Origin of the sequence: Novosphingobium sp., from assembly GCF_030696665.1 — a bacterium.
GTDB lineage: Bacteria > Pseudomonadota > Alphaproteobacteria > Sphingomonadales > Sphingomonadaceae > Novosphingobium.
In genome coordinates, this window is record NZ_JAUYRV010000007.1 from 1 (window position 1) to 23,130 (window position 23,130).

The window sequence follows — 23,130 nt, forward strand, 5'->3', positions numbered from 1 at the left end:
GCCGGCAGCTGCACTTCCGCAGCGGCAGCGCTTACCCTCCAGAACCATCCCAAAGCCGCTTTACCCATAGACCAGCGCGTGGGGCCCGCGGGTTCCTGCACTGGAGGCTTTCGTACGCAAGCGCCCGAAACCCTTCGCAGAGTTGGTCGTTCACTAATCAGCCCTTGGACGTCAGCTTCCACCGGAACCAGTCACTCGCCCCGCGCGAAGCCGCCCAGCAGCCATGCGCCCCATGCCAGTCGTTCCATGACCAAAGGTGGCAGCCTGAAAGCCGCTGTGTCGGAAAACACCTGTTTGTCGTAAATTAAGAATCTCTCAGTAAATTGGGGATGATTTACGTTGATGGGAGATGTTATGTTCGGGCGTAAAGGTACTCGTTCGGTTGAACCACGCAGTGTTGCCGTGACGAAATCCCCCTTCGATCTCGTGCTTGACGGAATACTTTCTCAGTCTGCCGGGATGCACCCTCTTGATGTGGCCGCAAGGCTTACGGCCTTGTTCGGATCAAAGGATTACGATGACAATCGGATCAACTTCATCCAGATTCGTGACATTGACCATCCCACGGTTTGCGACCTTTCCCGGATAGAGGGAAATCCAGTCGGCCTTTCCTTCACCTTTTTTGGAACCGCCGGTGAAACCGGACTGATCTACCTCACTACGGCTTTTGCACAACTGGCTCCCCAAGGGGCCGATCCATGCCCGCGTGTGCCTGCGGACATGATTTCACGCTTCGTGAAAGACTATGATGAGGCTGTCCGCAAGGTCGTTGCTCAGCGATCTCCTCAGCGCTCTATCGCAGACCTTGAACAAGAGCAGCGTATCAAATCTAAACTGAGCAGGTTTCTCGGCTGATTACCTACGGTCGATTGTCATAGCCCCCCGTCGGCAATCACATGTTTCCGTACAAGGAGTCACGTAAATCCGCCAGAAACAACTCGCGCCAGTCATTGTGTGGAGGCGAATGCACGGCAAACCCTGTCGGATTGAAGAAAGTATCGAAAACCCCTTCAGGTGGTGTTTTTCGACATGCCTTATCGGCAGCAATTTGCGCCACAATGCCGAAAGTCGCCAGTCTCCTATCGGCCAGGGCTGATCATTCCGGGGGCGATTGCCGCGGAACCGCGAACGTCTGCGTCAACCGAAACCCGCCGCTGCCCGCATGATCGCGAACGACGGCTTCGTCCCAAGCCAAGTCTTTCCGTCCTTACCAAAAGCGTGCTGAACCAACGGCGGGAATCGATCACGTCAAATTGAAGCGCGAATGTCTGGGTTGCTGGCGGCTTCGGGCGGTGAGCCACACGCCTCAGAGCCAGCGCGAATGTCGACCCAATTTATGCCATTCAGTTTTCGGCGTTCAAATGTCTCGCGACGCCATTCCAACGCAGTCAGCCGCTACTTCGCGTGGCGAGTAAGTTTTGACCGGCGACTTGCTTGAAGTTGCTGCCTTGTCACGGAAGAGCTTGGTAGAGTGCCAGGGATCGCGCGGATCACCGTTCACCATCGCGCGGGCATAATCGGCATAGCGGCGATCATTGGCGATGGTCTGGAATGTCGCCTCGGTGGAAAGGAAATCACGCGCCTAGATGCAGCCAATGAGTGTAACCAGCTTTGGTAGACGCTCAACAAAAACGGCTAAATTTCAGTTCTTTAGCCAGGCGCGTCGTTTTAGGTTTGGTTCCTGCCGCCCCAGCCAGCAACCTGCCTTGAAAGGCAGCAGCAGGCGTATTTGCCGCCTCATGCGTCGAACGACGTATGCTCAACTTCATCGAACCGGCTGAAAAGGGTGCGCTGCAGCAAATGGCTGCGGGGGGACCATTTGATGCCGCTCACTTCAGCGCTTCCCATGAGCAAGCGCGATCTTCTCGCCCTGATCGGCAAGGCCGGCGGGGCTTCGGCCATGTATTTCGCAATGTCGGGCATGGGGCAGGCGCAGGCCTCTCCGTTCAAGGGTGTTCCTGTGCTGGACGGCGGAGCCAAGGGCGCCTCTGTGCTGATCCTTGGTGCAGGGCTGGCAGGCCTCACCGCCGCCTATGAACTGCGCCGCGCCGGATACAAAGTGCAGGTGCTGGAATACAACGAGCGCGTCGGGGGCCGTTCATGGACTTTGCGCGGGGGCGACACCTTCACCGAACTGGGCGGAGCGACCCAGACCTGCCAGTTTTCGCCGGGCAACTACATCAACCCCGGCCCGTGGCGCATCCCGCACAATCACTATGCGATCATGCATTACTGCCATGAACTCGGCGTCGCGCTCGAACCGTTCATGCAGTTGAACTACAACGCCTATATCCACTCCACCAAGGCGTTCGGCGGCACCCCGCAGCGCTACCGGCACATTCAGGCAGACTTCCTCGGCCACGTCAGCGAACTGATGGTCAAGGCGGTCAAGAAAGACGCGCTGGCCGATGCCGTGACCAAGGAGGACGGCGAAATCCTGCTCGAAGCGCTGCGCGATCTGGGCGCGCTCGACAAGAACTTCCGCTATGTCGCGGGCAAGCAATCGAGCGAGCGGCGCGGCTGGACCAAGGGTCCGGGCGGCGGCCTTTCGGCAGAGCCAGTTGCCTCCGAACCGCTGACGTTCGAATCCGTGCTGCGATCAGGCATGTGGAACCACATTTCGGACAGCATGGGATCAACCCACCACACCGCAATTTTCCAGCCCGTCGGCGGCATGGACATGATCCCCCGCGCCTTTGCCACCAAAGTGGGCGACGCGGTGCGCCTCAACAGCAAAGTCACCGCGATCAAGCAGGACGAAACCGGCGTCACCGCCGCCTATGTCGATACCAAGACCGGCGAAAAGGGCACCGCCCGCGCCGACTGGTGCATCTGCACCATCCCGCTCTCGATCCTCAGCCAGATCGACATGAACGTGGGCGCAGACATGGCCGCCGCCATCGGTGCCGTGCCCTATGAAGCCTCGCTCAAGGTCGGCCTCGAATTCAAGCGCCGCTTCTGGGAACAGGACGAGCAGATCTACGGCGGCATCACCATGACCGATCTGCCCATTGGCCAGATCAGCTATCCCAGCAGCCGCTATGGCTCCCCCGGCCCTGCCACGCTGCTCGGTGCTTATGGCTTCGGTGCATTCGCCTATGAATTCACCTCGCTCCCCCCGGCCCAGCGCGTCGCCCGCGCCGTCGAATGGGGCAGCCGCATCCACCCGCAGTACAAGGACGAGTTCGTCAACGGCGTGGCCGTGGGCTGGCACCGCGTGCCGTGGACGCAAGGCTGCTTTGGCAACTGGAGCGATGAGGCGCGCGCTGAGCACTACAAGAACCTGTGCCAGATCGATGGCCGGATCATGCTGGCGGGTGAACATGCATCCTACATTCCCGCATGGCAGGAAGGCGGCATCACTTCGGCGCTGGATGCCATCGGGCGGCTGCACCAGCGCGTGATGGCAGGTTAAGGGAGCCAATCAGATGAAGCTGACATCCACCATTCTCGCCCTGTCGATGGCTGTTGCGGCAGGCTCCATTGCGGCTTCGGCAGGCGCGCAATCGGCTGCCGAGGCTTCAGGCCCGGCGTCGCCCACCGGCGTTCATGGCGGGGATACCGATGGTGCCTTCATCAACGCCCGCAGCTTCAGCGAACCCGATGGCGAAAAGCTCTACCGGCGGGTCTGCGCCGGGTGCCACATGCCCGATGCCAAAGGCGCGCAGGGCGCTGGCATGTATCCGGCGCTGGCCGGCAACCAGAACCTCGCCTCGGGCGATTATGCCGTCTACGTCGTGCTCAAAGGGATGCATGGCATGCCCGGCGTCGGCCGCATGATGACCGATGCGCAAGTCGCCGAAGTGGTGAACTACGTCCGCACCCACTTCGGCAACAAGTACCGCGACAAAGTAACCGCAGCGCAGGTCAGCGCCGTGCGCTGAGCGCAGGTTCAGGCGGCCCGCCGCATGACTGTGTCGACCTCATCCGCTGCCCGATCTACACGAAACCGTGCGACCAACTGGTTGAGTTGACCCGCTTCACCTGCCAGACTGCGCGCCGCCGCGTCTGCTTCCTCGGCCATTGCCGCATTCTGCTGCGTCACCTTGTCCATTTCGCGCGTGGTCCCGCTGATCAGCGAGAGTGTGGCTGCCTGATGTTTCGCACCGGCCGAAATTTCCTCGATCTGGCTACGGATATCGGCCATGCGCTGCAACATCCGGCCGAGCGCCTCGCCGGTCTGGTTGACGAGGCCAACTCCCTGCGAAACCTGCGTTCCCGAAACGGAAATCAGGCTGCGGATCTCGGCAGCGGCCTCGGCGCTTCGCTGCGCCAGCGCCCGCACTTCGCTGGCCACCACAGCAAAGCCTCGCCCCGCCTCACCCGCACGCGCTGCCTCTACCCCGGCGTTCAGCGCGAGCAGGTTGGTCTGGAAGGCAATGCCATCGATCATGGTGATGATCTGCGAGATCTGGCTCGATGAGGTCTCGATAGCCGCCATCGCCGTGATCGCGCTGCTGACAATCGCGCCGCTCTCGCTGGCTTCGCCGTGGGCAGTCTCGATTGTGTCGTGCGCCCGCGCCGCGCCATCCGCAGTGCCCGAAATCAATGCAGACACCTGATTCATGGCCGCCAGCGTCTCTTCCACATGCGCCGCCTGGTGCACATTGCGGCTTGCAAGATCGCTTGATGCAGCACCAATCTCCTGCGCCCCGGTCGAAACGCGCGCCGCTGTGCCGGAAACATCGCGCATCACTTGGCAAAGCGCATCGGCGGTCTGGTTGTAAGCCGCACGAAGACCTTCGAATGCGGCGGCAAAATGCGTGGTTATGCGGTGGGTCAGGTCACCGGCAGCCATCGCTTCCAGCCCTGACGAGATGGCCTGCACCACCACGTGTTGATCTTGTTCGGTCTGGCGCTGCTGAAGCGCAGCGGTACGGAACATCTCGACCGAGCGGGTCATGTCGCCCACTTCGTCGTCGCGATGATCGTGGCTGCGTCCGTGCTCTAGATCACCGCCAGCCATCGCGCGCATTGTCCCTGCCACTGAAAGCAGCGGATCGAGCGCGCGCGACATCAGCAGGCGGAACCCCATGTGGACCAGCGCGATCACGGCGATACACAGCAGGGCAAGCGCCGCCAGCGTCCAGTTGGTCACTGTCACTGCCGAAGCGGTGGCATCTGCACTGCGCTCTACCCCGGCAAGTGTAAGGCCCTCAATCGCACCGCGATGGCGCTCGAACGCAGCGGTGGCATCGGCGTAGGCAGCCTCGGCCGCCACCATGTTGTTCTGCTCAACCGCTGGCATCAGATCCTGATTGACGACGTCCCAGAACGCATTGGCAGACTTTTCGGTTTCTCCTCGCATCTGCCCCAGCAAATCGGCGTCCAGCGCGCTCTCGTTCCAGTACCGGGCGCGGGCGCGGTAGATCTTCTCGAGCCGGGCGAGACTTTCCTTCACCTCGCCAGCACTGCCCGGATCCCGCATCATGCGGGTTGCCAGCAGCATCGGCTCGATCACATATGCAGGCGGCGGCATGATGTCAGCGATGAATTCATTGGTCAGCGATTGCCGCTGGTGCAGTTCGCCGCCCAGCCGGATGGCATTCATGCCAAATGCCGCCGCGACGGACAAAGCCAACAGTGCTGCAATCAGCGCGATTCCGCCCTTGCGCACATTATCCCGTATCATTGCGTGATTTCCCTCATGCCGCGTTCCCGATTGGCCTGATCTTATGGAGATGTATGTTTTGCATACGATTGCTCGGGTGACCGGATAATCACGCAAGCTGCGGCCTTTCCACGTTAACAGGACGCGCACAGCTCTTGGGAAAAACACATATGTTGGCCATACACATAACCGGGCGTCGCCCAATCGGCTTCGTTAAGATCGCCGGTGCGGTGCCGGTTATGTCACATGATCGCACGAGCGCGGTGTAACAGCCTTGACTTGCCTCCCCTTACCCTCCTAGGGCGCGGACCGAAAACCGGGGCCTTGCTCCGTTCATCCATCCCGTTTCGCCGAGTCCTGTCGAAGGGCGTTGTGAGGATCCACCCGGGCAGGGTGGAGGAGTGTATTCATGGCCAATGTAACCGTAATTGGTGCCCAGTGGGGCGATGAAGGCAAAGGCAAGATCGTCGATTGGCTGGCCAGCCGCGCAGATGTCGTGGTGCGCTTTCAAGGCGGGCACAATGCCGGGCACACGCTCGTGGTGGGCGATCAGGTCTACAAGCTGTCGCTGCTGCCTTCGGGCATCGTCACCGGCACGCTGTCGATCATCGGCAACGGCGTTGTGCTCGATCCGTGGGCGCTCAAGGCCGAGATTGAAAAGCTCACCGCACAGGGCGTCGACATCAACGCCGAAAACTTTGCCATCGCCGATAACTGCCCGCTGATCCTGCCGCTTCACCGCGATCTGGATGGACTGCGTGAACAGGCTGCTGGTGCGGGCAAGATTGGCACCACCGGGCGCGGCATTGGCCCTGCCTATGAAGACAAGGTCGGCCGCCGCGCCATCCGCGTGTGCGATCTGGCCCACCTTGATGCGCTGGATTCGCAGCTTGATCGCCTTTGCGCCCACCACGATGCGCTGCGCGCAGGCTTCGGCCAACCACCGGTTGATCGCGCTGCCCTGATCGAGGAACTGCGCGGCATCGCGCCCTACGTACTGCAATTCGCCCAGCCTGTGTGGAGACGTCTGAAGAAGGTGCGCAAAGCGGGCGCGCGCATCCTGTTTGAAGGCGCACAAGGCGTGCTGCTCGACGTTGATCACGGCACCTATCCGTTCGTCACTTCGTCCAATACGGTGTCAGGCACCGCAGCATCGGGTTCGGGCCTCGGTCCCAATTCCACCGGCTTCGTGCTGGGCATCGTCAAAGCCTATACCACCCGCGTCGGCTCCGGTCCCTTCCCCACCGAACTGGAAGACGCAACCGGCCAGCGTTTGGGCGAGCGCGGCCACGAATTCGGCACCGTCACGGGCCGCAAGCGCCGCTGCGGTTGGTTCGACGCCGTGCTGGTGCGGCAGTCCTGCGCCATCTCGGGCGTCACCGGCATCGCGCTGACCAAGGTCGACGTGCTTGACGGGTTCGACAAGGTCAAGATCTGCACCGGCTATCGCCTGCGCGGAAAGGTGCTGGACTACTTCCCCAGCCACGCTGCCGATCAGGCCGAAGTAGAGCCGATCTACGAGGAAATGGACGGTTGGGCCGGCACCACCGCCGGTGCGCGTTCGTGGGCAGATCTGCCCGCACAGGCAATCAAGTATATCCAGCGCGTGCAGGAACTGATCGAAACCCCGGTAGCGCTGGTCAGCACTTCACCTGAGCGTGAAGATACGATCCTCGTGCGCGATCCGTTCATCGATTGATCGGTCAGAGGGCGGTTGCGCCGCCCTCTCCGGCAATCTCCACTAGCCGGTCCATCAGCGCTTCGGCCCCTTTGGCATAGGGGTCGATCCGCAGCACTGCGCCATCGTCAAACATGGCGACGAACCACCCGCTCGCGCTCCGGGTCAGGCTCATCACGTCGGCGATCTGCCGTTCGGTCCGCGTGCCGCCTGCGCCGTTGAACTGCACCTTGCCGCCGCGCCAGACGATGTCGGCGCGCGCAATCCTGTACATTTGCAACAGGCTGAATGCAGCGCCGATGGCAAAGGCAACCATCAGCCACCACAGCACCTGCATCTGTGTCGCCCCATCGGCGCGGGCCGATCCGATGAACGCGCCGACATAGGCCATCAGCCCGGCCAGACCCGCCGAAAGCGTCAGCCCGGTCCAGTGCAGCGCACCGGGACGGACCTGCCCCCAACCCGGCTTCGGCTTGCGGCGCGGCGCAACCACACGGCCGAGCCCGGCGCAGAGCGCACCGGCGCCAGTGCCTGCCAGTATCGGTCCCCAGAACTGCAGCGTATCGAATGCCATTGCGGCACAATGCCATGCCGAAGTTGCCATTCCCTTGCCGCGCGGCTGGCGTATGATGGCGCAATGCGGCGCGCAGTGATCATGTTTTCGATGGTATTGGCGATCGGCGCGGCGATTGCGGGATGCGCGCGCCCGGCACAGATCCCGGTCCGCGCCAGCGCGGTCAATGCCGAAGATATCGCATTGATCCGCGTAGAAAAATCGGCGCGTCGGCTGTTGCTTCTGGATGCACGTGGGGGCGTGCTGCGCCGCTACGAAGGCATCCAGCTTGGCGATGCGCCCGTGGGCCACAAGCAGTTTGAAGGCGATGAGCGTACGCCCGAAGGTCGCTACGTCATCGACTACGGCAATCCGAAAAGCGCCTATCATCTATCGCTGCACATTTCCTATCCCAACGCCCCGGATCGCGCCTTTGCCGAATCGCAAGGCAGGTCTCCGGGTGGGCAGATCTTCATTCACGGACAACCAAACTGGATCGACCGTGGCCGCATTCCGGGCGATTGGACGGATGGCTGCATTGCGCTGTCGAATGAAGAAATCGAGGAATTGTGGACACTTGTGGGTGATGGCACGCCCATCGACATCGCATCTTGATCCAAAACCGAGGTAAATAATCTTGACCTGATCCGCATTTGTTCCACACCTGTTCCCATAGGTAGGATTACTAAGGAACAAGCGATGGCACAGGCAGTGGCGCGGTTTGAATATCCCGGCAACGCTGGTGATGCGGCAAACCGCTGGCCGGATTTTGCCGCTGCCGGTGACGTTGCACTCTTAAGTTCGCTGTCGCCGCTGTCCGTCTCGATCTTTGCGGATCGCGCGTGGCTGCGCACGGAAATGGCCGAAGATGCCTCTGCCGCTGGCCTGCGCGTGGCCCGCACGGCGGATCTCGCCACGATTGCGGGCGGGGTTGATGATCCGGCACTGGGCGACCTTGTGCTTGTCGATTGCCCGCTGCTGGAAGGCGCGGGAATGGCGGCACTGGCGCAGCTTGATCAGCGTGTGGCACAAAGCGGCGCGCAAATGGTGGTTTCCACCAGCATGGGTTCGCTCGATGATGTGTTCGGCTGTCTCGATCAATCCGCCGCGCAGATCCTCGTCAGCCCCAGCCGGGCGGACCGCGTGCTTGCCATCGGGCAGGTGTTGTGTGGGCAGGGGTCGCGGGTGCGGGAACTGAACGACATTGATCGCATGTCGCTCCTGCGCCTTACCCAGCAGGTTTCGGAAATCGCCCACAAGCTTGAAGAACTGTCGGGCAGCCCGCACGATGACGCCAATGGTAGCGGCAACCGCGTCGGCGCATCGGCCTTTTCCTTCGATGGCAGCAATGCGCGTGATCCCGCCACCCAGCGGCTGGCGCGCAGTTCCCGCGCTTCGCTCCCAGATCCGCGCCTTGTCCGCAAGATCATCCGCCAGCGCCAGTTGCGCGCGCGTTTCTTCGAAGGTGAACTCTTCGCCGATCCGGCTTGGGACATGCTGCTCGATCTCACCGCCGCTCGGGCTGAACATAAACGCGTTTCGGTCACCTCGCTGTGCATCGCTTCGGGCGTGCCCCCCACCACCGCGCTGCGCTGGATCACGCAGATGACCGGCACCGGCCTGTTCTGCCGCGCCGAAGACGCAACCGACCGCCGCCGCGCCTTCATCGCCCTTTCCGACAACGCAACAGAAGGTATGGCGCGCTATTTTGCCGAAGTGGGCAGCGACCTGCTTGCGCTCTGACATGCAGCATCTGGTGTGCCTGCAACGCAATTCCTGAACGACACCTAACAGCACCTAGATGCACCTAAGCGCCACCTGCGTGCGCCTATTCGGTGTGTAGCCCTGTCTGAATCAGCGCTTTGGGACCATCCCCGACGGCGATGGCACCGCGCAGCTTGGCTGCCGCTTCGGCATCGCTTTCCTTCGTACCGATGGTGCCGAAAAATTCGTCATTGGCATCGTAGAGATAGGCACCGCTGGTATGCTCGATGCGAAGCTCTCCCCCCGCCATCCGGGTGCGACGGACAAAGACACCGGCGTTGTCGGCAACGCGCGCGATCACCTCGGCATTGCCGGTAAGCGCGATAACGCCGCCGTCAATCGCGTTGACGAAACCGCGCAGCCGCTCGGGCGTATCGCGCTGCGGATCAAGCGTGATCATCAAAATCCGCAGGTCTTTTCCCGCCGGTCCCAGCGCATTGCGCAGCCGCACCATCCGGCCAAGCACTTTTGCGCTGCCATCGGCACACTCGGTGCAACCGTACCAGACGATATAGGGATGGCCCTTCAGCATCGCCCGGTCGAACATGCTGTTCCAAGGAGTGACCAGACGATAGCGGCCATCAGCATTGACATCGGATTGTGGCTGCACAGGCTGTGTGCTGCCGGTGGCGAGCATCATGAAGGCGGTGACCAGGGCGAAGAGGACCGCCGGAACCGCAATACCGGGGAGCAGCGCTTTGGCTACGCCAGTCCATGAACCGCCCGAATTTCCGTCGCCGTTTCCGCCCATGACGGCTCGGTATCATCTTGGCGTCATGGCGTCAGCGATTTTGTTGCCGTCTTCTTTCAGTGCTGGCTGGCAGCGGGGACAGATGGTGGTGGGGCCGATTGCGGAGCCTGCCCGGCTTTCTCAGGCGCGTCGATATCCCGCAGCATCTGGCGCGCGGTATCGGCAAGTCTGCCGCCGTGGGGTGCAAAGGCGATAGGCACAAGATGCGCCTTTGCCATATCAACCTTGCCCGCACTGGCATAATGGCTGCCCAAAGTCAGGTGCAGGCCATCATCGAAAGGCGCGATTTCCGAAGCGCGTTCAAGGCCCTGAACGGCAAGATCGGTGGGTGGGGCACCGCGTTCGATGAAATTGCGGTAGAAGTAGATCAGCGGCAGCGGATGATCGTTTTCTACCGTGTTGAGGCGGATGAAAGCGCTGTTGGCAGCGCGGAAGTCTTTGGCAAAGTTTGACTTTTTTGCCAGTGCAAAGAGCGCGTAACCCTTCTGCACATGAGCATCGACCTCCGCCGGGTCAACCGCCAGTGCCGCGTCGGCAGCAACCACAGCGGCTTCGTCGTTGCCCGCATCGTGCTCAGCCTCGGCCAGCGCAGCCATGACCGCCGGGTCTTTGGGATAGCGTTGCGCGAAGGAGCGCATTTCACCCACGATTTCCTGCGCCGCGTCATCATCAACGCCGCGGTTCTGGCGTATGCGCAACGCCATGACCGCCGCTTCGCCAACACGCAGTTCACGCACCGTAACCGGGCCAACTTTCAGGGCCTCTGCCGTGATCGTATATGTGGTGAAGCTGCGTTTGCGGGCATAGGCATCAAGCACGCGGTCAAAGGCAGCAAGATCGCCAAAGGCCGCCTTGGCCGAATCGATCGAAGGCTTTCCTGCAACCAGCCCGGCATAATAGCGATCAAGCTTTCCGGCGTGCGCCTTGTCCATCGTCAGCGCGTGGTACAGCATCCAACTGCGGCCATAGAAAGCATCATACTCCGTGCGCTTCTTCGCCTCGTACAGCGTGGGGTCCATCAGTTCTGGCAGCGGAACGTCCACGGCATAGGCATTTTCGATCAGCCGTCCGGGGTTTGGGCGGCCGATGCTGATTGATCCATCGCGTTTGAAACTGGCCGAGGCAAAATATTCGGCCATGCCCTCGTTCGCCCAGCGCGGCAGGGGGAAACGCGTGGTGCTCATGATGAAATGGTGGGCGTATTCATGCAGCAGCGTCCCCAGCGAGGAATCCCAGTCCGCCGACCGTTCTGTGGTGATATCGGGAACAATGGCCAGTGTGCCGCCCGCACGGGGGATGTAAAAGCCGCCAACATAGCGCGACGCGTTCTTGTCGCCGTAGAGCTTGCGCACCTTGTCGATACTGCCGACCGAATAGACGGTGACGCGGTTCGACGGGCTGGGATCGACCATTTCCTGCCCGGTCAGGCGGGCCAGCGCGGAATGATAACGTTCGAGGTTTTGCGCAAAGGTGCGAAGAACGCTATCGGATTCGTCAGCATAGATGACGAAATGCGTGGTCGAGGCCTCCCGCCAAGCGGCGTGGGCAGTTGTGGACAGAAACAGGCCACTGAACGAAAGCGCACAGCCAGCCACATACTTGCAAAACTGCCCCAATTTCATCGCCGACGCCCCCACGCTGCACTTTGCGTATGATGACAGTATGTGATGTCAAATCAACATCTGTTCGGGTTCAGCGAAATCTGGACGTGGCGCACCGTGTCTTGACTTCTCTCGACACCAACGGGGGCTTCCAATGATCCCAAGTTCACGCCGACTTGGCACGAACACTTGCTGCGTGCCTATTCGGGATCGGTCAGCCTGTAAGTGAGCGTAACTGTACCATTGGCGGGGATGGTAGCGGCCCAGATATCGCGCCCGTCCTTGCGGGTGAACCTTGCACCTTGTGGCTTCAAGGCTGTTTCGGGATTGCGCGCGATGCGGGCTTCGAAGCTGATGGGCACGGGGCGGGCGTTTGTGGCGGTGAGGCGCACAGTGCGGGTGCGGCCCTTGCGGTCAAGTTCCTCGGTTTGCGCGGTGACTTGTGTCGACGGGGAGAGCAAAATTTCCACATCCTCGCCCACGGCGCGGTCCTGCAATCCGCCCTCACCCGCCAGCAGCGTCGTTTCCCCGAACGGTTCAAACACCGTTACCGGTCCGCCGGGGAGTGGCAGGCCGAGGCCTTCTTCCTTGCGATTGCGGGTGCGCAGCATCTGGCGGACTTCGCTCACGTCGTCCTCCCAGACTTCGGCCCGATAGAGCGCGTCCATCTTCACGCCTGCCTTTTGCGCCAGCGCCACCTGCTTTTGCGCATTGGCGGCGACGGTGACCGGCACGGGGACGCGGTAGAGTTTCAGGTCGCCCAGCCCTTCCTGCACGACCGCAACGGGGGCGTTCATCTTCATGGCGCGCATGGATTGCCCGGTGACGACGATGTCAGCTGACTCCATCGCTGGCGCAGACATCGCCACCGGCGCTGGTGGGGGCGGTGGAGGAGGAGGCGGTGGCGGCATCGAGGAAAGTTCGCACCGCATAACGAGTTCACCGCCAGATGGCTTTTCACCCTGCTGCGTATCCTCGCGGTTCACCTCGCCTGCGATCACGGCGGTTTCAGCATCGGCAAAGCTGGTGGAATCGCTGCTGGCGAGCGTGACCCATGCCGCAAGGTCCGCCGTGCGGCCATCGGGGTTCATGTGGATCACATAGTTCGATTGCCAATCAAAACCCCATGCGAGGTAGGACAGCGAGAGCGTGACTTTTTGCGGGGCGTTGCCTTCGGTCTCTATCGAAAGCGTGGGGAGCGCGGACAAGTCCTTGGGCGCTTCGGCATAAAGGATTTCGTCGTCCAGCCCGCCGCAATTGGCGACTTCGAACCCGGCGGCGGTTTGCAGGATCGCCGCGCCATCCGGGCCGGAGCGGATTACCGCGCGCTCCTCACGAATGCCGCCATTTCCGGGCAGCGTGCGGCGCAAGGTGACCGGACGACCGAACATGCGCGCGTAGAGGCTGCGCGGGGACAGGAGATCGGCGTCGAGGTTCTTCTCGCGCAGGCCCGAAGGCAAGCCGGTGACGATGGCGCTTTCGGGGAACAGCCCTGCCGCGACACCTTCAAATCGGATCGTGGCCTTGCCCGCCGGAATCTCGACCGTGCGCTTTTCGGTGACGAGCGCGTAGCCTTGCAGCCAGTTCAGCTGCATCGCAGTGTCGCTGTTCCGATCAGGCGCGCGGTACACGCTGACCGAGACGCTGTCTGGCGCGGAGGACGTGACCATGCCCTGCCCCAGCGCTGGCGCGCTGGCGCAGAGCAGGAACGCAAGAGCGAACGCGCGGCGCACCGGGCGGCTCAGTAGCGCGAGTCGAACTGGACGGTGAGCGTGGTCTCGCCATTGGCAGGAACAGGCACCTGCCACGCCCGCTCATCGGCAGAGCGCTGTTCGCCCTTGATGCTTTCGGACGGGACGCGGGTATCGTGCCACGAGTTGTCGAGGCCGCCCTGCACCACTTCGACGGTCACGGGCGTGGCCTTGGCGTTAGTGACCTTGTAGGTCATCGTCGTGCGCCAGAAGACCTTTTCGGACTCCACGGTGACTTCGGTGGCAGCCTTGCCGGGCGTGGTCACACGGTAACGCGCCGTGCGCTCCCATTCGCCGCTGTCGATGCGGTCACGCTTTTCCAGCATGGGCTGGACTTTCACATCGAACGCCTCGCCGGTTTTCAGCGCGAGGGCCGAGCCCATCGGGGTGTGATCGATGGTGTTTTCGCCGATGAACTGCGGCTGTCCGCGCGCGTCGCGCATATAGACGCGTACGGTGCCTGCGGGCAGCGCATCGCCCAGCCCCGCCTCACGCGAAGTGGAGAATCGCAGCACGGTGTCGGCACTTTGCGGCTCGGTCTGGTTCTGCAGCCAGCCGTTGCGGAAGTGGTAGGCCTTTGTGGCTGGCGCACCTGCCACATCAAGGAAGCTCACCTGCTTTTGCTGGGCATTGGCAACGGTGGTGCGGCCCGCGATGGGATAGACGTAGAAATCGCCGAGGCTTTCGCGGTTGGCGGTCTGCGTGCCGGGGCGGTTGCCGGGCATGACCTGACGTTGCGGGCGGTAGTTCTGGTTGTAGCCATTGTTTTCCTGCCCCACCGCTCCGGCGACCAGCAGCACTTTGGCCTGGCCAAAGGTGGTGCCGCTGTTGTTGTTGAGCGTGATCCAGCCCTGCACATCGATCTTCCCCGCCGCTTCATCGAACAGGGCGACGTAATCGGCCTTCCAGCCAAAGCCGCGTGAAAGGTAGCTGAGCGAGACCGGGCGTGCGCCGGGAGTGGTGGTGTCGAGCGTGACCGACAGGGTGGGCCGCGCGCGCAGGCCTGCGGGCAGGCTGGGGAAGATCACCCGCGCGCCGTACTGGTTGAGCACCTCGATCCGGTCGCCGATGCGCACCACCGTGCCGCCATTGTTCGCAAGGATCGTGGCGCTTTCGCGGGTTTCGGCGCCCGTGGCGGGATTGGTGCGGACGACGGTGACGGTCTGCCCCACCGCCTTGTCCATCAGCTTTTGCGGGGTGAGCAGATCATAGTCAAAGTTCTGTTCGACGATGCCGGTGCCGCCAGCGTTCAATGTCACGGTTTCGGGCCGGATGGCGGCGGAGACATCTGGGAATTCCTGCCGGGTGCGCCCGTTGGGCAGAGTCATCTGCCGCACGTCCTGCACCAGCGCCAGATCGTTGTTGTAGATGGTGAGCGAAACGTCGCCCTGGGCGGACGTCGGAGTCGACTGGGCATAGGCTAGTGCGGGCAGCGTTGCCACCGCGAGTGCCAGAACTTTACGCATGAATACCCCTCCGCTTGCACTGGGCCGATGCCCACCCCGCTGCGACTAACTTCGCCTTCGGCTCAGCAAGTCTCGCGGCCCTCCCGCCTGCGGGAGGGGTCGGGGGTGGGTTTTCAACCTCGAACTCTGGCTAGACTTTCCGTGACCGCAGATCAACGCAAGCTGAACGGTAGTTGCGGACGCGCACGGGTCGCCTAAAGGTAAGCGCATGGCCGAACACACTTCCATGTTGCGCGACGGATTCCTCCTGCTGGGCTTTGCGCTGATTTTCGTGCTGCTGTTTCGGCGGCTGGGACTGGGTGCGACGCTGGGCTATCTTGTGGCAGGCGCAGTGGTGGGGCCGCAAGTGCTGGGGCTTGTGGGCGATGCAGAGCAGAAGCTGGGCATTGCGGAACTGGGCATCACGCTGCTGCTGTTTCTGGTGGGGCTGGAGCTGAACCCTGCGCGGTTGTGGCGGATGAAGCGTGATATTCTGGGGCTGGGGCTACTGCAGGTGGTGCTGTGCGGGCTGGCAGTGACGGCGGTGATCGGGCTTTTCACGCCGTTCAGTTGGGAAGCGGCGCTGGCCCTGGGGCTGCCGCTGGCGCTTTCGTCCACGGCGCAGGTCTTGCCGATGCTGCAATCTTCGGGCCGGTTGCGCACACCGTTTGGCGAGCGCGCCTTTGCCATGCTGCTGTTTCAGGATCTGTCGATCATCCCGCTGATCACGATTATCAGCGCGATGAGCCGCAATCCGGCTGATGCCGGGGGGCCTCCGGGCTGGCTGCTGGCGCTTTACACGCTGGGCGCGCTGGCGGGGCTGATCGCGGCGGGGCGCTTTGTCATTCGTCCGCTGTTCCGTCTGATCGGCAATCTGGGCGAGCGTGAGATGTTTGTGGTGGCGGCACTGTTCACCGTGATGGCATCGGCGGCGGTAATGGAATTGCTCGGGCTTTCCACCGCGCTGGGCGCGTTTGTGGCAGGCGTAATGCTGGCAGACAGCCCTTATCGGCATGAACTGGAGGCCGATGTCGAGCCTTTCCGTTCGATCCTGCTGGGGCTGTTCTTCCTTGCCGTGGGCATGATGCTGAACCTTGAAGCGATTGCGGAACGGCCGCTGTTCGTGGCGGGCATGGCACTGGCGCTGATCGCGGTGAAAGGCGTGGTGATCTTCAGCATCGGTATGGCGTTTGGCATGGCATGGCGCGGAGCCTTGGCGCTGGGGCTGCTGCTGAGCCAGGGCGGCGAATTCGGCTTTGTGCTGTTTGCACAGGCGCAGAACGCGCTGCTGATTGCGCCCGATGCGGCCAGCCTGTTCGGCGCAGTCGTCACGCTTTCGATGGCCTCAACGCCGTTCCTGATGATGGCAACGGCAAGGTTCCGGCGCGAAGCGGAAAACGCCCCGGGTGAACGCGAGGGGCCGCAGCCCGATGGTGCCAATGCGCTCGTCGTGGGCTTTGGCCGGTTCGGGCAAGGCGTAACGCAGATGCTGCTGGCCTCGAACATCCCCGTCACCATGATCGATACCGATATCGAGATGATCGACGTGGCGGCCAGCTTCGGGTCCAAGGTCTATTTCGGCGATGGCACCCGGCTGGACATGTTGCGGCAGGCGGGCGCTGGCGATGCGGAGATGATTTTCTTCTGCATGGACGGCGATCAGGTCAGCCCCGACCTGGTCGAGGCTGTCCACGAGGCCTTCCCGCGCGCGCTGATCTATGTCCGCGCGTTTGACCGGCGCGCGCTGATCAGCCTGCGCGATGCGCCGGTGAAGGGCGTGGTGCGCGAGGTTATGGAATCAGCGGTGAAGATGGCGCGAATCGCATTGGCAGACGCGGGGCTTTCGGTCGAGGCCATCGCCCGCAGCGAGGATATGTTCCGCGCGAGTGACCGCGAACGGCTGAAGCTACAGATCGAAGCAGGCGACATTCGTGTGGCGCGTGACCAGATCATCACCACTCCGCAGACGTCGCACAGCTAAAGCACGGTTGACTGCCCGCGCATTCCGCGCAATAGCGCACCCGCCGGGGCGCTTAGCTCAGTTGGTAGAGCATCTCGTTTACACCGAGAGGGTCGGCGGTTCGAGCCCGTCAGCGCCCACCATTTTCCCGGCAGCCACCCAGATCAGCAGAAACGCATGGCCGTGGCCGCGCACGTGGTGCGTCGTTTGCGACGGACTGAGCCTGACGGTGGCGATGCGTTAACCTCCTGATAACCATGACATACGATTATGGCGCCATGTCCCGGCGCGTGATCCTTGTTGCGGCTTTGACTGCACTGCTGGCAGGCTGCACCGGCACGCCCGAGCAGCCCAAGCGCAAGCCTGCGCGCAGCACGGGAGCATCGCTATCGCAATCTCCGCAGGCGCGCGCCTGCCTTGCCAATCTGGGCGCGACGAAGGCCAACTTCACACCGCTGGCCGATCAGTACTATGGCGCGGGATGTTCGACGCTGGGCGCGGTGCGGCTGGCGGCGTTGCAGGGTGATGACGGGCGGCTCGACGTGACCAACCTGGGTCCGCTGACCTGCCCTGTGGCAAACTCGCTGCAGGGATGGGCGCGGTTTGGGGTGGACCGGGCGGCACGGCAGATTCTGGGCAGTCCGCTGGTGCGGATTGAGACAATGGGCAGCTATTCGTGCCGCAATGTGGCGGGGACCAACCGGCTTTCGGCCCATGCCACGGCGAATGCGGTGGACGTTGCCGCCTTCCGGCTGGCGGATGGACGGCGAATCAGCGTGATTTCAGACTGGAACAGTTCATCGCCACAAGTGCGCGCGTTCCTGCGCACGGTGCGGGACAGTGCGTGCAAACGCTTTGGGACCGTGTTGACGCCAGACTACAACGCTGCGCACCGCGATCACTTTCACTTGGAGCCGGGCGGCCTTAGGCCGTTGTGCCGCTGAGCCGACGGGTTACGCCGCGACTTCGTCCAGCCCGGTGGCTTCGATGCGCAGGCGAACGGCTTCGGCAGCGTGGCGCGCACCCAGCTTGCCCATCATCTTCATGCGGTGGATTTCCACGGTGCGCGGGCTGATATCCAAATCGCGGGCTATCGCCTTGTTGCTGCAACCGTCGGCAAGGCGATCAAGCACTTCGCGTTCACGCGTGCTGAGGCGCGAGATACGCTGGCGGGCCTCGGCCGCGCGGGCGCGCTGCGCTCGGAACGAATCGGCTTCTCGGGCAGCGCGCGAGATGGCTTCGTTGAGCGGGCCAATCTGCGATGGCATGGCAAGGTAATCGAGCGCGCCCGCTTTGATCGACCGGACGACCGCCGCTGTTTCGGGCGTTTCAGCGATGGCAATGACCGGCAGCCAGTGTCCGGCATGCATCATCGCTGCGATCAGGCGGGGTATGCCCTCGCCCACCGGTTCATCCTGTGCAAGCACAAGACCACCAGACGGCGCATGGGCGAGCAGTTCGTCCGCCGAGGCATAGATTTCAGCATGATGGCCAGCTGCAAACGCAAGCCTGGCAAGCTGCGCCCTGCGGGCAGAGTCATCATCGAGGATGTGGAGTGTTACACGATCAACCATATGTGCAGCTATGCGCCTGCCGCAAAATATCGCCACAAAGGTTAGTTTCGTATTGAACCGAAACTGAACGCCAATCAGGCCGCGCTACACGTTTTTCCTTAGGAAGATCGCTTCGGGAACGGATGCAATCGTTTCATTCCGACGGATGCTCAGCGCCATTTTTGGAATATTGCGACTAATTCGCAGAGAATCACGTGATTCTCGTAACATAGCGTTAAGCATATCAGGTGGCGCGGCGGGCCATTGGCAGCCGTCAATCAGTGTCAGCTTTCAGTGACCTGTTCACCATCCTGTGCGAAGGTATAATCGGGCAGGGAGTGGAAGGCCTGACGCAGAGCTTCGCTCCAACTGGAAGAGATCGACTTGAAGTAAGGATCGCTGGCAAGGATGCGGCGCTGGTGCAACGGCTCGAACCGGTCACGTTCCATCACCATCAGATCCAGCGGCAAGCCGACCGAGAGATTGGCCGCGAGCGTGGAGTCGAACGAGACCATCATCAGCTTGACCGCATCTTCGAAAGACATCGTGCGATCATAGCCGCGCAGCAGGATCGGGCGACCATACTTGGTCTCGCCAATCTGGAAGAACGGCGTGTCAAAACTGGCCTCAATGAAGTTGCCTTCAGGGTAGACCATGAACAGGCGCGGTTCCATGTCCTTGATCTGGCCTGCCACGATGATCGAGGCGGTAAAGCGCGGTCCTTCAGACTGCATGCCGCCTTCCTGGCGCCGTTCGATCACGCTGCGCAGCAAATTGCCAACCAGTGTGGCCACCTGAAACATTGTCGGTGCTTCAAGAACAGAGGGCCTGCGATCACTCGGTGCCTTGTTCCGCTCTTCCAACTGCGAGATAACGGCCTGCGTGGTGGCAAGGTTGCCAGCCGTCATAATCGTGATCTGGCGTTCACCGGGGACCGACCAGTGAAACATCTTTCGGAAGACCGAGATATTATCGACGCCGGAATTGGTGCGCGTGTCGCTCATCAACACGAGGCCCTTGTCGAGCACCATTCCCACGCAATACGTCATCGCCCTGCCCCGATTTTTCCTTGCTGAAACGAATTCACCCGGCGCACGCGCCGAATCTCCCCATCCAAGGCCCGTTGAGCGGTTTACTGTTCCACACGCTGTTGCTGCACGGCAAGCTTCACGTGCATGGATTCATCCCTCGCGCCATATCTTATCCCCGTTACCGGTGCGGCATCGCGATAATCGCGGCCTGTGGCCACGCGAACGTAACGCGCATCGGGACTGATGCCGTTGGAAATATCAAAGCCGACCCAGCCCAGCCCTTCGACAAAAGCTTCGGCCCAGGCGTGACCTGCGTCCTGATCGACCCGGTCATCCATCATCAGGTATCCGCTGACATAGCGCGCCGGAAAGCCCAGTGCACGGGCCGCGCCGATGAACACGTGCGCGTGATCCTGACAGACGCCGCGCCCCGCCAGCAGCACACCTTCAGCCGTGGTGGCCGAATCCGTATGCCCGGCAGCATATTCCACCCGCTCGCGGATATGCGCAGACAGCGCGTGCAGCGTTGCCAGCGTGTTGGTCTCGTTGCCCAGCGCGCCAAGCAGGCTGCGGGTGCGGGCGCCGGCGCGGGTGAGATCGGTCTGTTCAAGAAACTGCCACATCGGCATGAAACCGGAATGGCGGCCGATGATGCCGTTCTCGTCATTGGTATCGACGATACCCTCACAACGGATCGTCACTTCGCTGACGCCCGGATTGAACGAGATCAGCGCAACATGATTGCTGTTGGGGTCTTCATACTCAACCTGCCGTTGCGCGCCTTCGAAATGCATGTTCCATTCCAGCACGCGCTGGCCGGAAGATGTCTTGGGCATCAGGCGCAACCGCTGCAAACCGCGGCTGACTGGCCCGGAAAAAACGTAATGCGTCGTGTGGTCGATGGCGAGGCGCATGGAGTTTCGACCTAATCGATGAAGCGGTAATCGCGCTGAATCTGCAGCGCCAGCGCGGTGTTGTTGCGGATGAACGTGCCGATGAATTCGTGCAGGCCCTGTTCGAAGATCGCCTCGATCGTGGCATGGTGGAACTGGCAATCGGCATCGCGCAGAATTTCATGGCAGTGCATTTCGCCACCATATTCCCGTGCCAGACTGGCCAGGTTCGACCGCAGTTTGGAATAGCAGAACGCAAGGCTGCGCGGGAAGCGCCCGTCGAGGATCAGGAACTCAGCAATGCCGCGCGGGTCCATGCGCCCGGCATTGAGCCAGCGATAGGCGCGTTCACCGGCAACGGATCGCAGCACGTTTTCCCACTGCACGTTGTCCAGACTGGACCCGACATAGGAGACCGACGGCAGCAGCACGTAATACTTCACGTCCAGAATGCGCGCGGTGTTGTCCGCCCGTTCGATGAAACTGCCCAACCGCGCGAAGTTGTAGATCTCGTTGCGCAGCATGGTGCCTTCCATCGCACCGCGCACTTGCGTGGACTGGCGGCGGACAAGATCGAGCACCGCGCCGAGCCGCGTTTCCGTTACAGGGCGGGCCAATGCCTCTTTCAACTGCATCCAGCCATCGTTGACCGATTCCCACACCTCGCGCGTGATCCCGCCGCGCACCATGCGCGCGTTGGTCCGCGCCTCTTCGGTAATGGCAAGGATGCTGCCGGGGTTGTCCTTGTCCCGCAAGATGAAGTTGAACACGTGCGGCCCGGTATATTCCGTGCCGTGCCGCGCCTCGAACGCCTGACGCAAACCCAGCGTCACGATCAGCGAGCGCCATTCATCAGAAGCATCGGAAGCATCGCGGGTAAGCGCCATGCGGAAACCCGCCTCGATCAGGCGCGAGATATTCTCCGCACGTTCAAGGTAGCGGAACAGCCAGAAAATGCCGTTTGCGGATCTGCCTAACATCAATCGTCCAGTACCCAGCTGTCTTTGGTGCCGCCGCCTTGCGACGAGTTCACCACCAGCGATCCCTTTTTCAGCGCGACCCGTGTCAGCCCGCCCGGCGTAATGTCGATCCCGTTGGGGCTGACCAGCACGAACGGGCGCAAGTCAACGTGGCGTGGCGCAAGACCCGCCTTGGTCAGGATCGGCACGGTGGAGAGCGATAGCGTGGGCTGCGCGATGTAGTTTTCAGGCCGGGCGCGCAGCTTGGCTTCAAACGCGGCGAGTTCCTTTTTCGACGAGGTTGGCCCGATCAGCATGCCGTACCCGCCCGAGCCGTGGACTTCCTTGACCACCAGATCAGCCAGATTGTCGAGCACATAGGCCAGCGCGTCCGATTCCGCACAGCGCCATGTCGGGACGTTCTGCAGGATCGGCTTTTCGCCGGTATAGAATTCGACGATCTCGGGCATGAACGAATAGATCGCCTTGTCGTCGGCGATGCCGGTGCCCGGCGCATTGGCAATGGTTATGCCGCCGCCGCGATAGACGTCCATGATGCCCGACACGCCGAGGACCGAGTTGGGGTTGAACGTCAACGGATCGAGAAATTCGTCGTCCACCCGCCGATAGAGCACGTCGATCGGCTGATACCCGCGCGTGGTACGCATGGCGATGCGGCCATTCTCCACCCGCAGATCGCTGCCTTCGACCAGTTCGGCACCCATCTGGTCTGCCAGAAACGCGTGTTCAAAATAGGCCGAATTGTAGATGCCGGGCGTGAGGACGGCGACGACCGGCTTGTTCCCGCCAAACGCCGAAGGCGCACAGGCGGCAAGACTGCGGGCCAGACGGCGTGGGTAGTCCGAAACCTCGCGCACCCGCACGCGGGTGAACAGTTCCGGGAACATCGCCATCATCGTTTCGCGGTTCTCCAGCATATAGGAGACGCCGCTGGGCGTGCGGGCATTGTCTTCCAGCACCATGAAATCATCTTCGCCCGTGCGGACAAGATCGATCCCGACGATATGCGTATAGACCCCGCCCGGCGGCGTGAAGCCGACCATTTCGGGCAGGAACGCTTCGTTGTTCTTCAGCAGGCGCGCGGGCAAGCGGCCCGACCGCACGATTTCCTGCCGGTGGTAAAGATCGTGCAGGAACGCGTTGAGCGCCCTCACCCGCTGTTCGATCCCACGCTGAAGCTTGCGCCATTGCTGCGCGGTGATGATGCGCGGCACCATGTCAAACGGGATCAGTCGCTCTTCAGCGTCCTCATTCCCATAGACGTTGAAGGTGATCCCGGTGCGGCGAAAGAAAGCCTCAGCCTCGCTCCCCTTGCGCCGCAGCAGGTCTGGCGGCTGCTCATCATGCCACTGGCAGTAACCGGCATAGGCAGAACGCACCGATCCATCGGCGTGGAGCATCTCGTCATAAGACGAGGGCGAGGTTTTTGTCATAGGCTCATCCCGTTGGAATTTGAAGCTTGCACAACGCGGCGGCTTTGCCAAGCGGCGGCATGCTGCACCTGCGAAATAAATTTGCGCCAAATTGGCCACGGGTTTGTCGACGGCAATCTGACACGC

At 62.0% G+C, this 23,130-nt stretch carries 19 protein-coding genes and 1 tRNA gene; 9 read left to right on the forward strand and 11 right to left on the reverse strand.

Features of this window, described 5'->3' with window-relative positions:
• The first annotated feature begins 354 nt into the window (after window positions 1-354).
• The 3 genes from Q8R81_RS00995 (at window position 355) to Q8R81_RS01005 (ending at window position 3,884) form a co-directional block, all read left to right on the forward strand.
• Window positions 355-855 (forward strand): hypothetical protein, encoded by a 501-nt coding sequence (locus tag Q8R81_RS00995; protein WP_305615294.1) that lies wholly within the window; start codon window positions 355-357, stop codon window positions 853-855.
• A 967-nt stretch (window positions 856-1,822) separates the two neighbouring features.
• On the forward strand, window positions 1,823-3,415 hold the full coding sequence (locus Q8R81_RS01000; RefSeq protein ID WP_305615296.1) for an NAD(P)/FAD-dependent oxidoreductase: 1,593 nt from the start codon (window positions 1,823-1,825) through the stop codon (window positions 3,413-3,415).
• Window positions 3,416-3,428: 13 nt separating this feature from the next.
• Entirely contained in the window at window positions 3,429-3,884 is a 456-nt protein-coding gene (locus Q8R81_RS01005; protein WP_305615299.1) for a cytochrome c, read from the forward strand.
• 8 nt (window positions 3,885-3,892) lie between these two features.
• On the opposite strand, the gene Q8R81_RS01010 is transcribed toward Q8R81_RS01005, so the two are convergent.
• Complete coding sequence (locus Q8R81_RS01010) at window positions 3,893-5,632, reverse strand: methyl-accepting chemotaxis protein (RefSeq protein WP_305615301.1); 1,740 nt, start codon at window positions 5,630-5,632, stop codon at window positions 3,893-3,895.
• 388 nt (window positions 5,633-6,020) lie between these two features.
• Here Q8R81_RS01010 and Q8R81_RS01015 point away from each other — a divergent pair, with 388 nt between their 5' ends.
• Window positions 6,021-7,310 carry an adenylosuccinate synthase gene (locus Q8R81_RS01015; RefSeq protein WP_305615303.1) on the forward strand — a complete coding sequence of 430 codons (1,290 nt, stop codon included), beginning with the start codon at window positions 6,021-6,023 and terminating at the stop codon, window positions 7,308-7,310.
• Window positions 7,311-7,314: 4 nt separating this feature from the next.
• On the opposite strand, the gene Q8R81_RS01020 is transcribed toward Q8R81_RS01015, so the two are convergent.
• Window positions 7,315-7,863 carry a hypothetical protein gene (locus tag Q8R81_RS01020; RefSeq protein WP_305615305.1) on the reverse strand — a complete coding sequence of 183 codons (549 nt, stop codon included), beginning with the start codon at window positions 7,861-7,863 and terminating at the stop codon, window positions 7,315-7,317.
• Window positions 7,864-7,926: 63 nt separating this feature from the next.
• Here Q8R81_RS01020 and Q8R81_RS01025 point away from each other — a divergent pair, with 63 nt between their 5' ends.
• Together Q8R81_RS01025 and Q8R81_RS01030 are read left to right on the forward strand one after the other, a co-directional pair.
• Window positions 7,927-8,457, forward strand: coding sequence for a murein L,D-transpeptidase family protein (locus Q8R81_RS01025; RefSeq protein ID WP_305615306.1), 531 nt, complete (start codon window positions 7,927-7,929; stop codon window positions 8,455-8,457).
• An 84-nt stretch (window positions 8,458-8,541) separates the two neighbouring features.
• Entirely contained in the window at window positions 8,542-9,585 is a 1,044-nt protein-coding gene (locus Q8R81_RS01030; protein ID WP_305615308.1) for a MarR family transcriptional regulator, read from the forward strand.
• Window positions 9,586-9,670: 85 nt separating this feature from the next.
• Here Q8R81_RS01030 and Q8R81_RS01035 read toward each other — a convergent pair whose 3' ends face one another.
• The 4 genes from Q8R81_RS01035 to Q8R81_RS01050 all read right to left on the reverse strand — a co-directional run bounded on the left by Q8R81_RS01035 (window position 9,671) and on the right by Q8R81_RS01050 (window position 15,175).
• Window positions 9,671-10,357 carry an SCO family protein gene (locus tag Q8R81_RS01035; RefSeq protein WP_305615310.1) on the reverse strand — a complete coding sequence of 229 codons (687 nt, stop codon included), beginning with the start codon at window positions 10,355-10,357 and terminating at the stop codon, window positions 9,671-9,673.
• Between the two features lie 56 nt (window positions 10,358-10,413).
• Window positions 10,414-11,979 (reverse strand): hypothetical protein, encoded by a 1,566-nt coding sequence (locus tag Q8R81_RS01040; protein WP_305615312.1) that lies wholly within the window; start codon window positions 11,977-11,979, stop codon window positions 10,414-10,416.
• A 179-nt stretch (window positions 11,980-12,158) separates the two neighbouring features.
• Window positions 12,159-13,691: a DUF4139 domain-containing protein gene (locus tag Q8R81_RS01045; RefSeq protein WP_305615314.1), complete on the reverse strand. Its 1,533-nt coding sequence runs from the start codon at window positions 13,689-13,691 to the stop codon at window positions 12,159-12,161.
• Window positions 13,692-13,699: 8 nt separating this feature from the next.
• A complete protein-coding gene (locus Q8R81_RS01050) occupies window positions 13,700-15,175 on the reverse strand; it encodes a DUF4139 domain-containing protein (protein WP_305615316.1) in 1,476 nt (491 codons plus the stop codon).
• A 208-nt stretch (window positions 15,176-15,383) separates the two neighbouring features.
• Here Q8R81_RS01050 and Q8R81_RS01055 point away from each other — a divergent pair, with 208 nt between their 5' ends.
• From Q8R81_RS01055 to Q8R81_RS01065, 3 genes are all read left to right on the forward strand, one after another.
• The gene (locus Q8R81_RS01055; protein ID WP_305615318.1) at window positions 15,384-17,135 is read left to right on the forward strand and encodes a cation:proton antiporter; all 1,752 of its coding nucleotides are present in this window, start codon (window positions 15,384-15,386) and stop codon (window positions 17,133-17,135) included.
• Between the two features lie 46 nt (window positions 17,136-17,181).
• Window positions 17,182-17,257: transfer RNA gene (locus Q8R81_RS01060), tRNA-Val, on the forward strand.
• Between the two features lie 114 nt (window positions 17,258-17,371).
• Window positions 17,372-18,058, forward strand: a complete 687-nt coding sequence (locus Q8R81_RS01065) for an extensin family protein (protein WP_305615320.1) — start codon at window positions 17,372-17,374, stop codon at window positions 18,056-18,058.
• Between the two features lie 9 nt (window positions 18,059-18,067).
• Here the strand turns inward: Q8R81_RS01065 and Q8R81_RS01070 are convergent, their stop codons facing one another.
• From Q8R81_RS01070 to Q8R81_RS01090, 5 genes are all read right to left on the reverse strand, one after another.
• Window positions 18,068-18,688: a response regulator transcription factor gene (locus Q8R81_RS01070; RefSeq protein WP_305615322.1), complete on the reverse strand. Its 621-nt coding sequence runs from the start codon at window positions 18,686-18,688 to the stop codon at window positions 18,068-18,070.
• A 263-nt stretch (window positions 18,689-18,951) separates the two neighbouring features.
• Window positions 18,952-19,716 (reverse strand): proteasome-type protease, encoded by a 765-nt coding sequence (locus tag Q8R81_RS01075; protein ID WP_305615324.1) that lies wholly within the window; start codon window positions 19,714-19,716, stop codon window positions 18,952-18,954.
• An 83-nt stretch (window positions 19,717-19,799) separates the two neighbouring features.
• Window positions 19,800-20,612, reverse strand: a complete 813-nt coding sequence (locus tag Q8R81_RS01080; RefSeq protein ID WP_305615326.1) for a transglutaminase family protein — start codon at window positions 20,610-20,612, stop codon at window positions 19,800-19,802.
• Window positions 20,613-20,623: 11 nt separating this feature from the next.
• Entirely contained in the window at window positions 20,624-21,571 is a 948-nt protein-coding gene (locus Q8R81_RS01085) for an alpha-E domain-containing protein (protein WP_305615328.1), read from the reverse strand.
• The gene (locus Q8R81_RS01090) at window positions 21,571-23,004 is read right to left on the reverse strand and encodes a circularly permuted type 2 ATP-grasp protein (RefSeq protein WP_305615330.1); all 1,434 of its coding nucleotides are present in this window, start codon (window positions 23,002-23,004) and stop codon (window positions 21,571-21,573) included. Before Q8R81_RS01090 ends, Q8R81_RS01085 begins: the two co-directional genes overlap by 1 nt.
• Window positions 23,005-23,130: the final 126 nt, after the last annotated feature.

Bases quoted from the DNA above. Each gene is read 5' to 3' on its own strand.
- Q8R81_RS00995 (WP_305615294.1), top strand. From the start codon at position 355: ATGTTCGGGCGTAAAGGTACTCGTTCGGTTGAACCACGCAGTGTTGCC.
- Q8R81_RS01000 (WP_305615296.1), top strand. From the start codon at position 1,823: ATGCCGCTCACTTCAGCGCTTCCCATGAGCAAGCGCGATCTTCTCGCC.
- Q8R81_RS01005 (WP_305615299.1), top strand. From the start codon at position 3,429: ATGAAGCTGACATCCACCATTCTCGCCCTGTCGATGGCTGTTGCGGCA.
- Q8R81_RS01010 (WP_305615301.1), bottom strand. From the start codon at position 5,632: ATGATACGGGATAATGTGCGCAAGGGCGGAATCGCGCTGATTGCAGCA.
- Q8R81_RS01015 (WP_305615303.1), top strand. From the start codon at position 6,021: ATGGCCAATGTAACCGTAATTGGTGCCCAGTGGGGCGATGAAGGCAAA.
- Q8R81_RS01020 (WP_305615305.1), bottom strand. From the start codon at position 7,863: ATGGCATTCGATACGCTGCAGTTCTGGGGACCGATACTGGCAGGCACT.
- Q8R81_RS01025 (WP_305615306.1), top strand. From the start codon at position 7,927: ATGCGGCGCGCAGTGATCATGTTTTCGATGGTATTGGCGATCGGCGCG.
- Q8R81_RS01030 (WP_305615308.1), top strand. From the start codon at position 8,542: ATGGCACAGGCAGTGGCGCGGTTTGAATATCCCGGCAACGCTGGTGAT.
- Q8R81_RS01035 (WP_305615310.1), bottom strand. From the start codon at position 10,357: ATGGGCGGAAACGGCGACGGAAATTCGGGCGGTTCATGGACTGGCGTA.
- Q8R81_RS01040 (WP_305615312.1), bottom strand. From the start codon at position 11,979: ATGAAATTGGGGCAGTTTTGCAAGTATGTGGCTGGCTGTGCGCTTTCG.
- Q8R81_RS01050 (WP_305615316.1), bottom strand. From the start codon at position 15,175: ATGCGTAAAGTTCTGGCACTCGCGGTGGCAACGCTGCCCGCACTAGCC.
- Q8R81_RS01055 (WP_305615318.1), top strand. From the start codon at position 15,384: ATGGCCGAACACACTTCCATGTTGCGCGACGGATTCCTCCTGCTGGGC.
- Q8R81_RS01065 (WP_305615320.1), top strand. From the start codon at position 17,372: ATGACATACGATTATGGCGCCATGTCCCGGCGCGTGATCCTTGTTGCG.
- Q8R81_RS01070 (WP_305615322.1), bottom strand. From the start codon at position 18,688: ATGGTTGATCGTGTAACACTCCACATCCTCGATGATGACTCTGCCCGC.
- Q8R81_RS01075 (WP_305615324.1), bottom strand. From the start codon at position 19,716: ATGACGTATTGCGTGGGAATGGTGCTCGACAAGGGCCTCGTGTTGATG.
- Q8R81_RS01080 (WP_305615326.1), bottom strand. From the start codon at position 20,612: ATGCGCCTCGCCATCGACCACACGACGCATTACGTTTTTTCCGGGCCA.
- Q8R81_RS01085 (WP_305615328.1), bottom strand. From the start codon at position 21,571: ATGTTAGGCAGATCCGCAAACGGCATTTTCTGGCTGTTCCGCTACCTT.
- Q8R81_RS01090 (WP_305615330.1), bottom strand. From the start codon at position 23,004: ATGACAAAAACCTCGCCCTCGTCTTATGACGAGATGCTCCACGCCGAT.